Source organism: Endozoicomonas euniceicola, assembly GCF_025562755.1.
GTDB classification, from domain to species: Bacteria; Pseudomonadota; Gammaproteobacteria; order Pseudomonadales; family Endozoicomonadaceae; genus Endozoicomonas_A; species Endozoicomonas_A euniceicola.
In genome coordinates, this window is sequence record NZ_CP103300.1 from 3,544,834 (window position 1) to 3,557,473 (window position 12,640).

General features: G+C 48.4%; 9 protein-coding genes and 1 pseudogene. 4 read left to right on the forward strand and 6 right to left on the reverse strand.

The genetic code is table 11. The features are described 5' to 3' along the window. Positions 1-28: 28 nt before the first annotated feature. The 4 genes and pseudogenes from NX720_RS14400 to NX720_RS14415 all read right to left on the reverse strand — a co-directional run bounded on the left by NX720_RS14400 (position 29) and on the right by NX720_RS14415 (position 4,796). Entirely contained in the window at positions 29-3,091 is a 3,063-nt protein-coding gene (locus NX720_RS14400) for a hypothetical protein (RefSeq protein ID WP_262595502.1), read from the reverse strand. Between the two features lie 395 nt (positions 3,092-3,486). Then, positions 3,487-4,245 (reverse strand): annotated as a pseudogene (locus NX720_RS14405) (N-acetylmuramic acid 6-phosphate etherase); the annotation flags it as partial. Positions 4,246-4,293: 48 nt separating this feature from the next. Next, positions 4,294-4,488: a transposase gene (locus NX720_RS14410; RefSeq protein ID WP_262595503.1), complete on the reverse strand. Its 195-nt coding sequence runs from the start codon at positions 4,486-4,488 to the stop codon at positions 4,294-4,296. Next, positions 4,485-4,796 (reverse strand): hypothetical protein, encoded by a 312-nt coding sequence (locus NX720_RS14415; RefSeq protein WP_262595504.1) that lies wholly within the window; start codon positions 4,794-4,796, stop codon positions 4,485-4,487. The genes NX720_RS14410 and NX720_RS14415 overlap by 4 nt, the downstream gene beginning before the upstream one ends. Before the next feature lie 136 nt (positions 4,797-4,932). Between NX720_RS14415 and NX720_RS14420 the strand changes: the two genes are divergently transcribed. Beyond that, positions 4,933-5,388, forward strand: a complete 456-nt coding sequence (locus tag NX720_RS14420) for an RrF2 family transcriptional regulator (protein ID WP_262595505.1) — start codon at positions 4,933-4,935, stop codon at positions 5,386-5,388. On the opposite strand, the gene ydiJ is transcribed toward NX720_RS14420, so the two are convergent. Then, on the reverse strand, positions 5,346-8,381 hold the full coding sequence (ydiJ, locus tag NX720_RS14425) for a D-2-hydroxyglutarate dehydrogenase YdiJ (RefSeq protein ID WP_262595506.1): 3,036 nt from the start codon (positions 8,379-8,381) through the stop codon (positions 5,346-5,348). The two genes, NX720_RS14420 and ydiJ, sit on opposite strands and share 43 nt — an antisense overlap. Before the next feature lie 147 nt (positions 8,382-8,528). Between ydiJ and NX720_RS14430 the strand changes: the two genes are divergently transcribed. The 3 genes from NX720_RS14430 (at position 8,529) to NX720_RS14440 (ending at position 11,334) form a co-directional block, all read left to right on the forward strand. Continuing rightward, the gene (locus NX720_RS14430; RefSeq protein ID WP_262595507.1) at positions 8,529-9,167 is read left to right on the forward strand and encodes a putative adhesin; all 639 of its coding nucleotides are present in this window, start codon (positions 8,529-8,531) and stop codon (positions 9,165-9,167) included. Between the two features lie 179 nt (positions 9,168-9,346). After that, positions 9,347-9,796, forward strand: coding sequence for a hypothetical protein (locus tag NX720_RS14435; protein WP_262595508.1), 450 nt, complete (start codon positions 9,347-9,349; stop codon positions 9,794-9,796). Positions 9,797-9,918: 122 nt separating this feature from the next. Next, a complete protein-coding gene (locus NX720_RS14440) occupies positions 9,919-11,334 on the forward strand; it encodes a hypothetical protein (protein ID WP_262595509.1) in 1,416 nt (471 codons plus the stop codon). On the opposite strand, the gene NX720_RS14445 is transcribed toward NX720_RS14440, so the two are convergent. Beyond that, entirely contained in the window at positions 11,319-12,605 is a 1,287-nt protein-coding gene (locus NX720_RS14445; protein WP_262595510.1) for a hypothetical protein, read from the reverse strand. The two genes, NX720_RS14440 and NX720_RS14445, sit on opposite strands and share 16 nt — an antisense overlap. Positions 12,606-12,640: the final 35 nt, after the last annotated feature.

Consider the following 12,640-nt stretch of genomic DNA (forward strand, 5'->3'; position numbering starts at 1 on the left):
TTCCGCCTATCTTTCCGCTATGTTTTCTCTATTGCGGCTGTGGATCTTTTTTCATTTTATTCTTTCGGGTTCTGGTTTTCTCAAAGGCTTCTTCTATCAGGGTTTTCAGATTGGCTGGTGACTCTGGTTGATGCTCTGTTCCTATTATTTCAAACTCACTGAGCGCAGGATACTGTCTGATAAGTGATTGAAAGCTGTCACTAAGGTGGTTCAGGGCAAGGCGATTAGCTATGAAGCCATAAGAAAGGAGGAGGGTCAGCCGCTCTTGTTCATCATCCTCAAGGTTTTTACCTTGTTTTTCTAGCTGATTCTTTAATATAAGAGCGGCTCCCTCGGATACTCTTACATTCAGAGTTGCCTGTCTGAGCCTTTGTCTGTGTTCAATAATATAAAGAGCGGTTTTTGTAGCCTGAGTGCTAGTGTCCGCATCAGCACGTAGATTGTCCAATACATCAATGGATATACGAGGAACTTCCTGATAATAGGGAAGAAGCTTCTCATAAACTTCGGTTCGTGTTTCAACATCCATATCAACAGTGTATTTCATATAGGTTTTAATCTGACGCCATTGAACCAGATACTCTTCATAGATATATGCTATCAGTTTTTTAATCAGTTCAGAACCGAACTCAGTCTGATGGCCTCGCAGGCGCTTAATGCTGTTGGGAACTCGCGAACTGTTAGCCAGAATAGCTGTGGCCGCCTTAATGGAGGTTCTATTGTTTAGCCCGGCCTGTGTGAAATTTGACAGCTCCGAAATAAGCATATTGAGATTGATATCAATAGACTGGCTATCTTGCTGATACCAGCGATCGGCGAGCTCAGCGCTTCGCTGCCTGATCGTTTCTGGTGATAATTCCAGACCTTCCAGGTCCAGTGAGCCTCCTTCGATAGAGAATTGACCATCATTGTTGCGGATGGCTATGCGTAACTGACCTGAAATGTCCAGTGTTTCCTCTGCGGGTAAATGAATATGTTCAGGGAAATTCTTTTGCGTTGTGCGGGTAAGAGATGGAACAGTAATATCAACTTCGACAACTGTTACTCCGTGTTTAAAGCGGGTAATGCGAATCGTATTGAAATCTACCCGGGGCGTAATCGTTATGGGATACCTTTCGCCGGTTGCCGTTTGCCAGCCAAGGCCATGTTCCTGTTCCAGAATTCCAGACTGTTCAGGTGTTGAAGCTAAGCTATCCTTAATTTCTTGCTTAATCCGATGAAGTTCTGCAACTATCTGGCGAATCCCAAGGGTCACTTCTTCAGGCTGATCGTGATTCAGCGATTCAAACGTTATGTTCATTGCCCGACTGTGTAACCGGTTCTGATCCGTACATAGTTGATTCGTGCAGTTTTCTCTGATTCGATTTTGACTCTCTACACTGTTGATCAGCTGGTAATTTCTGGCCGGTGTCTTGCCGGTGATTGAGGTTTCATGAAAATTCAGCTCCATTGGGTGTAAAAGAGATGTGTTTCCAATTTGACTCTCGTCAACCGGGATTGGCCAGGTGGTAATTGACTCAATCACTGACGCAACTCTTTTTTCTAACCCTCTCAGAGCTAGAGTGGGGTTATTGCCCCAGCCGGATTCTATGGCGCGCGGCTTTGCAAATGAATGTGTCTTTATTGTTTTTTTCATCACCTCCCGCTTTTTGCTACGCAGTTCATTAAGGGCTTCAGAGTTGTTGATCAGCCCTGCTCTATTGAGCAACTCAGCGCCACTACTGACCGATAGAACACTTTTTATCAGATCCTTCAGACTGGTATTGTCGGGAAGAGGTTTTGAAAAAACAGATGAGAGCATTTCTCTTGCTGCGACTGTAAAGGTCTCTTTTAAATTGACTTTTTTTATAAGGCTGGTAATGGCTCTAATGTTAGCCTCTGTCGGATTTCGTGCAGACCTGTTGAAAAAGTCTATGGCCCAGAAATAAGCGCTGGAATTTCTGCTTTCATCGACATTGGCGTCTAATTCTTTCTGGCTTTCTTTCTGGCTAATATTTTTTGAGAAACCTGCCCCATCTTCACCATCTAAGCTATTGTCTCCATCTGGACTATCTATGCCAGCTGTTTGTGATTCTGTGTGAAAATTTTGATTACTTCTATCACTATCAGGAGTAGACCAGGTACTGCCGTCAGAAGGTTCCTGATCGTCCAGCTTATCACCTTTTGCTTTAGGCAGGCGGAGGGTGAGTCTGACGTTGCGGTGCGGGCCGTAGGCGAACAGGGGAACTTCACCGAAGTAGGCTGCAATTCTGGACTCCCAGAATATCGACCTCAGGCGCCTGTAGTCGTCTACTGACAGGCTCTGAATGGTACCATCGGGCAAGTGTATGTCCACAACCCAGGTGCCGTCCGTGTTCTGCTTCAGGCTGACCATGGAGCTTTCCGGAATGGTATAGGGCTTGCCCGTATCTGTCAGGATGGATGTTTCTTCGAAGTGACTGGTGAGGGAAATGACTTCTGAATCGATTCTGGCCAGTACCGGACACCTGGCCTGCAATGAGTTGTGCAAGATGATGCCGGATGTTGGTGGGTGATCAGGGTCCGGGTAGATTGACACATAGCCTTTCGGGTCAAGGAAAATCCAGACAAAACCATCCCTGTAAGGAAGTCTTTCTGCTTCAGCAACGTTGAGAGAATGTGGACGGTTAAGTTCCAGTAATAATGGCTTGCAGGAATGGGAAGGGAGAGAGACTTGTGTTCTGTTTGTTTCTGGCAGAACATCGGGAATCGTGGCATTCGGATGAATATGGATTGGCTGGGAGTCAGGGGAATCATCGCTGTTGTTGGCGATTGCCTGGTATTGAGGCGCCAGACGCTGCTTACTTACCGGAATGACCAGAATGTGATCGGGTGGATTCTGTTGCCCTGCTGAAACGCTATCTGTTGAAACACTATCTGTTGAAACACTGTGGGACGAGAAACCATCGTAGTTTATTGTGGTTTTACTGTGCTTATCCGGATAGGGCAGATTTAACGACAGTGACTTTTCTGCCAGCCCATCGTCCGTTTGTTTCAGATTATCAATAAATATGACCCAGTCTTTACCCGGCATAAGGCAGGGAAAAGAACCAGGCTGGGGCTTGTTTAGCAATGCTGGTTTTAGCAATGCTGGTGTGTGCAATATTGCATCAAAAGGGAGCACCCCTGACAGGTGGCCCTGTGATATTTGAGCAGGAGCCAGAGATACGGCCAGAGTCAGATATACAAACAGAACCAGAAGAGCTGTCTGACGTTTTATTAGAGCATTGGCCATTTTTGTTGTGAACATGTGACGTACAATGGATTGATAGCTAAAAAGCTGATCTTTATTAGAAAGTTGTAGAGGGAATCCTAGACCAGATTTTAGAAAACTCTCAGAAATATCTGATTTGATATTGAATAATTTCTATTCAATAGAGTCAGGCTTTTCACATCACCCTGTTATTGCATTATTTGCAGGGTGGATTTATATAGTCACTGTCGTTTATTGAGCTGACAAATGAAAAACTATTGAGGCTTGGATGATTTTTTTATTTCAGCCCGATATGTCATCGCAGCAGCCGTAGATTTGAAAATAGTCAGTAATACTTTGGCAGCTATAAGTGTAATTCCTTCTATTTTGGCAAGATTAACGGCTTGCCTGGCCACCAGCTTTTCATTTGACGCCTGCATATGCGACATCCTGTTACCAGCGACTCTTCCATATTGAATCATGGCCGCCGTTGTCAACATGTTCAGAGCCTGCTTGATTGCCGTTCCCGCCAGTACTTCGTATTCTGTGGGGTTTTCTGAATCCGGCAATAAAATCACTACAGACTGGTGATCCCTTTTTTCAGACTTCCTCTGAACCGTGATGGAAGCTGTTGCTATGCCTTCTGCCTTTGCTCTGGTCAAACCATTCTGTACGTACTCTGGAATACCCGCTATGCCAACGCCAACCACGATATCATTACTGCTAACGCCTTGTGACTGAAGGTCTTTCCAGGCATCGGCCTGTTCTTTTTGTGCTGTGGTGAGCGTGCGTCTGAGCGCCTCGCGGCCGCCTTCAATCAGCCCGGTGACGGTGGTAGATTCAACGCCAAATGTTGGGGGACATTCAGAGGCATCAATTACGGCCAGTCGACCGGATAAGTCCACGCCAAGATAAATAAGGCGTCCGCCATTCTTTATGACAGGGAGCACCTCTCTTACCAGTGCTTCAAGCTGTGGCAATGCGTCAGAAAATGCATTGGTAATTTCAGCGCTGCTTTTGATAAACCTCTTTAGGAGCGCATGTGACTGCTCCCCACCCTATCGGGTGAGGCTTCTGATTTCTTAGGCAGCAACCGACAGTCTGCCGGATTTACGCAAGCCTCCATCAGCAGAAACGGACAGTCCTTCCGCCTTTAATTTCAATATGCCTTGCTTCTTGATATTGCGAGCTGCATTAATATCCCGGTCATGGATAGCACCACAGCTACACTCCCATGATCGGATTCTCAATGGCATTTTTTCCTGCGCGGCGTTCACGCCCGCTGCTTCTCCGGTGGCTGGCATTGCCGGACTGGGTGCGCTTGCGCGGCGGGAAGGCCGGAGAGACGCTCTTCAGTCACAGACTCAGTACTGGCTGTTTCTCTGATAATATGCGCGTGGGGATAGAGCTGCCTGATAACGGTTTCCGGGGGCCGGTTTATCGGCTTCTCAAGAAGCGCCTGAAAAGCCCCGGGAATACGCTCACGAAGGTGTTCGGCAGGAAATCTCTGTTTCAGTATTCCTCTGCTTTCAATGGAATCGGCCTGCAGACAATCGTGGCAACGACAGGGACCGTTGTCCGGCATGAGTGATTGAGAGCAGGCGAGTATAGACTACGAGTTAAAAAAGGACTCAAATGTACTGAAGCTGGTTTGAATTACGTGCATCGTGAGTCTTTCTCTGATATTAAAGGCAACACATTTATAGATACTCCCAGTAAACATGAGATTGACTAAACACACTGACTTTGCCCTTCGGATTCTTGTTTATTCTGCAATGGAAGCAGGGGAGGGGCGCCTGTTGTCCGTTCAGGAAGTGACGGATGCCTTTGAGGTGCCACGTACTCATGTGATGAAAATTGTACAGAAGCTGGGGCAGCTGGGTTATCTGCAAACGTTCAGGGGCAAAGGTGGCGGTTTTCGTCTGGGCATGCAGCCGGAAGACATTAACCTTGCTGAAGTGGTTAAAGCGATGGAGTCCAGCATTACCCTGGTTGAGTGCGAGGAGATCGCCTGTCGTGACTGTTCCACCTGCCAGCTGAAAGCTATTATGAATCAGGCCATGGCTGCCTTTTTCAATGTGCTGGCGCAATACTCACTGGCCGATGCCCTGGATAAGAAAAATGGCCTGCTGACTCATTTGTCTTTCAGCAGGTGCAGCAACATTTGTACGGGATGAAGGATGCGAGCGTCGCTCAGGCGCTTGGCCTGACTGCGACAGGAGTAGCCCGTTGCCACCAGCCTGCCCTGATTTTCAGGCTTTTCGACCACTGACTGCCAGCTGAGTTCATAAGCTTTGCGGGAAACGGCCTGGTTCCGGGTCTCATGACCGTAAATGCCTGCCATACCACAGCAGCCCGTTGGCTGGTAAGTCAGCTTCAGGCCGCAGGCTTTGTACAATGCCTGCCACTGTGAGGGAGTGGCGGGGACATTGGTGGTTTCGGTGCAATGCCCCAGCAGAATGTAGTCGCCTTCCAGCCCAAGGTTCAGTGCGGCAATCCGCTCAGTTTCTCTGGCAAACCACTCAGACAGCAGCAACACCTCTGGCGTGTTATCCCCCATCACTTCCAGGTACTCGTCACGATAGGTGAGAGCAACAGCTGCGTCGATGCCCATCAGGCTGACGCCGGATTCAGCCAGCTGTTTCAGTTCCTTGCCGTTGGTTCGGGCTACTTTTTCAAACCTGCCCAGGTAACCATAAACATGCAGAACCTTACCATTAGGCTGGAAGGGCGTTACCAGGGGGCGATAGCCCAACCTGACCAGCAGTTCAACCAGTTCCGTCAGTACCGGGGTTTCAAAGAAACTGGTGAAAGCGTCCTGCACGATAATCACTGTCCGCTGTCGTTCTTCTTCGGGTAAAGAGTCCAGTAACTGTGGTGTGGCAACCGAAGCGCCTGAACGACAACAGTCATTCAGCGGTGAGGTGCTGGTGATGGCAGGAAGATCCTGAAGCCCAATGGTTTTACTGGTCACCCAGTTAGCCAGTTGTGACCGGGCAGCAACGTTATAAACCGGTTTGACTTTTGCCAGGGCTGGCAGTATGGGTTCCAGCAGTCCGGCGATATGATGTTTCAAAGGTCTTGGGTAGCGGCTGTGGTAAAGCTCAAAGTAGCGGGAGCGCAGGTCGGGTATGTTGACCTGGATCGGGCATTGCCCGGCACAGGACTTACAGCTCATGCAGTTGTCCATTGCCCTGTAGACTTCATGGCTGAAATCTTCTTTGCCTCTGAGTTTATCGACGGTATTGCGGGCTTTGTCCATGGCGTTATAAAACAGTCCGCCGTGGCGTACCTTCTGGATTTCTTCGGCGATATTAGTGCCTGTCGCGCTTTGCAGGCGCAGCCACTCCCTGACCAGGCCGGACCTCCCTTTAGGTGACTGGGTTCTGTCGTACGTGGCCTTCCAGGTCGGACACATGGCGCTGTTTGGGTTGTAGTTAAAACAGGCACCGTTACCGTTGCAATACATGCCGCTGGTGAACGCTTCAAAGGCTTTGCGCTCAATGGTGCTGTCCAGCTCCCCACGGGTTTGAACACCGTCAATCTTCAGCAGCTCCTGATGACCAGGCGTCGCAATTTTGCCGGGGTTCAGCTGATTATGAGGGTCAAAGGCGTTTTTGATGTGTTGCAGAACCGGGTAAAGGTCGGCAAAGAAAGCCGGAGAGTATTCAGAACGAACCCCTTTACCGTGTTCCCCCCAGAGTACCCCACCATGAGATTGCGCCAGTTGTGCCACTTCATCGCTGATTGAGCGCACCAGCATGGCCTGCTGCGGGTCTTTCATATCGATGGCAGGCCGTACATGCAGGACGCCGGCATCCACATGACCAAACATGCCATACGTCAGTTGATGTTTATCAAGCAGCGCTCTGAACTGCTGGATAAAAACGGCCAGATGTTCCGGAGGTACGGCAACGTCTTCCACAAAAGGTATCGGACGTGCGTCGCCTTCCATATTGCCCAGCAACCCAACAGACTGCTTACGCATCGCCCAGATTTTCTTAACGTTAGCCGTTCCCATCACGATCTGATGACCAGAGCGTTTAATGGCAGAGCTTTTATTCAGTTCCGTCACCAGGCGGGCGATGCCGTCGTTTAATTCATCCTCATTGTCACCGGTAAACTCGACAAAGTTAATGCCATCAATCGCTTCGCTGTTCTGGGGAAAGAAATCCTTAACGCTTTCCCAGATGCTGTCGGCTTTGGCTAACCCCAGCACTCTGGAGTCAATGGTTTCAACGGAGCAGGGTCTGGCTGCCATCAGGGTCTGAGCATCTTGCAATGATTCCTGAAAGCTTTGGTAAAAGACCAGAACCAGGGCAGACGTTGCAGGAATTGGCAGCAGATTAACCTTGATTTCGCTAACCATCGCCAGAGTGCCTTCGGAGCCACACAAGATGGCATTCAGGTTAAAGTCGCCCTGTTTATTACGGATATTGGCCAGATCATAGCCGGTCAGGTTGCGATTCAGCTTCGGGAATATGTCGTCTACCTGTTGCTTATGGTCGTCGTATGCCTGGCGAACCGTCTGGTGAATCCTGCCGATATTGTCTTCACGCTGACATAGCTGATTCAGTCCATCATCGTTGATGGCGGATGACTTCCAGACGGTGCCATCCGCCAGTACTGAAGTCAGCTCCAGTACATGGTGCCGGGTCTTGCCATACACCACCGAACCCTGCCCGCTGGCATCGGTGTTGACCATGCCGCCAACGGTGGCGCGGTTGCTGGTGGACAGTTCTGGCGCAAAGAACAGGCCTTCTTTCGCGGCCAGTTCATTCAGGTAATCTTTCACTGTACCGGCCTGAACCCTTGCCCAACGCTCTTTAGCATTGATTTCCAGCACCTGGTTCATATAGCGGCTGGTATCCACCATAAAACCGGTGGTTAAAGACTGGCCATTGGTCCCTGTACCGCCTCCTCTTGGCGATAAAACAATCTGCTGAAATTCCGGGCGGGCGGCCTGGGTCAGGATGGTACTCAGGTCATCGGTAGAACGGGGATAAAAAATGCCTTCCGGCACTAACTGGTAAATGGAGTTGTCTGTTGCCAGTACAGTGCGGTCAGCGTAGCCCAACTCGATATCGCCCAGAAAACCGGCGAACTGCACAGCCTCTGCATAAGTTTGATACAGGGTGTTTGTTGTTTTGTTGTCCAGCTTACTGATCACAGCCCTCTCCAGATTTGCCTTTCGTGCAGTATTTTAAGTGTTAATACGGTGTCTTTGCAGTATAAGTTTGCCAGCGGGCTGTTTTTTTAGAGTGTATTTCTGAAAAAGAGCATAATGGCGTCATTCTGACAGCGGTTAATACTGGTTATGAAAAAGTCAGCCTTCTCTGGGGTTCTTATCAGGGAGATTGATAATGCCCTCAGGGTATACACCGATGAAAAATACCCTCACAGCACTCCCAACCTCCTTCTTATTTGTCGTGGCTGGTATGGGCGAACGCATAATTCCCCGAGTGAAATAGCGACATTCACCCTGCCTTCATGGTTGTCTCTTTTTTTCTATGCCCCCCATGATTCCGTGCTGCACTGTTCAAACCTGAAGCTTCTGAAAAACAAATACGCACCTCAGGAAATATGTAGCCCGGGGGCACAGGTTACCGATTATCAGCTGGAGCCTTTTTCCGAGATAGATTGCTTTAACGAGAACACTTACAAAGAGTTGTTTTTACAAAGCCACCCATCAGACATGAAGCAACGCAGGCATGTGCTCAATTACTACGATATTCTCACCCTTGAGCCCTGTCGACAGAACTTCATGATTCTGCCCTTCCGGGAAGTCATCGACCGGTTACATGATACCGGGTATCAGAAGAGGTACTCCAATCTACACTGTTCGTTCGACCGTATTCCCGTGCAATCAGGAAGCCGGCCAAACTTTTTTAGACCGGCTGCCTGGCCAGGGGAAGTTGCTGATGATGATTTTTTTGGCGACTGGGAATGGCTTTGAAACCGTCATTCACCACCTTGCTTAGTGCCTGTCCGAAAATCCTCAAACACTTAAACACAGCAGCCTGAAGCCCCATAGAGTTTTCGAAGATTGTCCAAAACAGGCTGGTAAGGGGGAGCGCGATATTTTTGCAGTATGAATTCGTTAACAGGCTATTTTTAGTTCATGGAGTCTGCCCGATGTCAAAAACCAATAAATTAATACGTTGGCTGGTTGCTATCTGGTTTATGGCCTTCATCATAAACCCTTGTCAGTCATCTGCGGACTCTGCTCGTAAGAAACAAGAGCAACAGGAAACCACATCGCAACCGGGGCTGTTTCTCCAACAGAAACTCAATGACGGAACCCTTAATAAAAAGAGCCTGGTGATTCTGGATCTGGACGACACCACCATTACCACCCCGGAAGGGCAGTGGTTGGGGCGGTCTGAGATGTTCTATTACCTGGTGAATAAGGAGATGCAGCGCAACCCCGGCAGGGAAAGGCAGTCTGTTGTCGCTGATATCGATCCATGCTCTCATAGCGACCTGTGTACAGGCAGTCTTTCAGACTGCTTGCTATCCATCTCCATCCAAACGGCAAAGCTGCGCAATGCCGCTATGGATGGAGAATTCCGCAAGGTCTGTTAAACAGGACTGTCAGAACCGCTATTTTAAATGCCTACTGCTATTGTTGAGAACTATTTGGGAACTATAAACCGAAGTGTGAGTCGGATAAGGGCATATACCATAAAAACTCAAAGGAGAAACTTGTGCGTTGGTTGTTATTGGCCTTTCTGATGTGTTGGGCTGCTGTATCGATGGCTGGCCAGAACGAGCAAGCGACTATCCCTAAAATGCCCAAACAGTTAAAGGGAGTGTTCGAAGCACAGGGGTACGAAGCGGTTAAGTGTGAACTGCTGGAAGGTGCCATATCCTGCCACCCTCTGTCTATTGCGTACTCACTACAATTTAATGACAGAGAGCATGATACATCGGTGATAGCGTCTGTCATGAATCAACTCTCCAGACAACAGACCATTGTTTCCCGGTTTGATGGAATTGACAGACAGCTGCGGAATAGCTCCCATACTCAGGCAGCAGCGGTGAGTTACTATCTGGCGGCAAGGCTTCATGCAGCGCTTAGCTCCCCGTCCGGGCTTTTCCAGCTGAGGCAAACATTAGAGCGTCTTTCTGAGCAAGGGCACCATAGTATCATTCTGACAGCGCTTAATACCTTTCAGGTCATTAACCAAAACGCAGAGACTGATGAATTATCACGGCGGGTGCTTGAGCTGACTAATGATGTCAGGCGGGATTTGAATCAATTTGGAAGCCTTGAGACAGCTGTTCTGCTATCAATGGCTGCGGGTGAATCTGTTTTTGTGGTTGATGGCAGTAACGGTTCTGACATTAATGTAATAACGATTACCGATACAGGTGAACAACTGACGTTGTCATACGACAATGTAGGTGTAGAGGAGAATGAAAGGCTTCAAAGTTTGATTACGACGGGGCTGGATTCAAGTCCGTTGCGTTTTGTTGTATCCCCCGGATACGGATTATTACCCTTGCAAAATCTGAATGTAATCCCTCAGGAACAGCCCGCAATTGTTGAAGGTACTCTCAGAAGGCCTGCCAGTTATATCAGCAATGAATGTTCTGCTACCTGCTATGACACGAGAATTCGTGGTTTTCGAGATATGGGGTCAGATGACCAGCCTGCGAAGAGCCGGTTTTCCCCAAAGCTGAAGAAAGGTCTTCCAAAAAAATCCATCAAAGACAAATGGAATCGGTATTACAGCCAGGCCGGCCAGGGCAGACAACAACCATTGGGCAAATCAGGCCTGCCGCTTTACGATGCAGCCTGGTTTATCGCCGTTTCAGCATTGAGTTCTTACATGCTTTTAAATGGACAAATCAGGAATGCAATCTATCAGGAAATTTGCGGTACCAGCGATGTCGGGCAGTGCGGGAAAAATTATCTTTATCACGCTAAGGAATCCGGTGAATACATTCTGGAGGCAGGCTACGGGGTTATTTGTGGTGCCGACGACGCCTGGCAGTGTGGAAGTTATTACCTTAATCGTTCTGAGGACATGGTCAGCGACATTCTGACAGCTGGTTATGCGAAGGCTTGCGGGGCAATGGCCTGGCGTGAATGCCTGAAATATTACCGGGGAAAATAATTATTCACGTAGTACTTCTGGCATTCATGCCAGGTTCTATTCCCACAAACAGACTGATACAAACAAGCCCTGACTCTTTCATCCTGACCAAGGAAGGTGCCAATGGCTGAACCTATGAAAACAACGGCTAAGTTACGATAGGTGATTAAGCTCGGGTTAGAGGTGATTGAGTCTGGTTTGTCCGGTGTCTGTTGCCTGAATCGATTGCTATAACGTTCCCATTTATCCCTGATAGATTCTTTTGGAAGACCTTTTTTCAGCGTTGGGGAAATTCGGCTTTTCACCGGCTTGTCGTCAGATGTCCCTGCATTTCGGAAACCGCCTGTTTGCGTATCGTAGCAAGTAGCAGGGCATTCATTGCTGCTGCAACTAAAAAGCCTTTGTGTGCTTGCAGCAGGTACAGGCGGTTCCTGCAAGGATTCGTTCAACCTTTCTAAGGGCAATAACCCGTATTCGGGAGATACAACAAATCGAAATGATGCGTTATTCAGCTCACGTTCCATCCGTCCCTGAGAGAGTTCTTCCTGCTGCGTAATACGTAATTCGACCCATGGAAGCATGGTATGGGCACCTCCCGGAACGGTTATCGTTATTGCAATAACTCCGGAATGATTACTGCCATCAAGCACCAGGGTGGGTTGAGAGAGTGTTATTGATAGAAGCATGGCTACTTCAAGGCTTCCAAATTGATTCAAATCCAGTCGGACATCATTGACCAGTTCGTCCATAGTAGGGGGTAAATTGACGGGCTCTGCACTTTGTCTAATGGCTCTGAGGGTATTTATTGCCGTTAGAATGATGCTGTGATGTCCCTGTTCCGAAATACTCTCCAAACCTGTTACCATTGTATACAGCGTTGGGAGTTCGAGTGCTGTATTAAGCGATGTCGCCAGAAAATTACTCACCGCTGCTGCCTGAGTATGGGGGCTATCCCACGACTGTGGGTCAATGCCATCAAACCGGGAAGCAACAGTCGGTTGTGTAGAAAGTCGACTCATGATAATGTCCATTTCTTTTATTTTTCTATCCTCTCTGTCAAAGATTTGTATCGAATGCACAATCGACGAGGAATGACAGAATTTGCCTTCTTCCAGTGGTTTGCACTTAATCACTTTGTAATCTGATGATGCGAGTAGTTCTTGTAATTGTTTGGGAATAGTCGCTTTTTCGCCCTGGCCTGCCATCGATATACCGGGCCAGCAAACCAGAAAGGTTATGAACAGCCAGTGCATAAATCGCTTATGGAGTTTTAACGTATCTGGCTCTGCCATCACTTTGCCTCTGTTTCTCTCAGTTGAAGTTAATT

What these genes read in the sequence shown, in the direction of transcription:
- NX720_RS14415 (WP_262595504.1), bottom strand. Translation starts at nt 4,796, where the DNA reads ATGCCGGACAACGGTCCCTGTCGTTGCCACGATTGTCTGCAGGCCGAT.
- NX720_RS14420 (WP_262595505.1), top strand. Translation starts at nt 4,933, where the DNA reads ATGAGATTGACTAAACACACTGACTTTGCCCTTCGGATTCTTGTTTAT.
- NX720_RS14435 (WP_262595508.1), top strand. Translation starts at nt 9,347, where the DNA reads ATGTCAAAAACCAATAAATTAATACGTTGGCTGGTTGCTATCTGGTTT.
- NX720_RS14445 (WP_262595510.1), bottom strand. Translation starts at nt 12,605, where the DNA reads ATGGCAGAGCCAGATACGTTAAAACTCCATAAGCGATTTATGCACTGG.
- NX720_RS14430 (WP_262595507.1), top strand. Translation starts at nt 8,529, where the DNA reads ATGAAAAAGTCAGCCTTCTCTGGGGTTCTTATCAGGGAGATTGATAAT.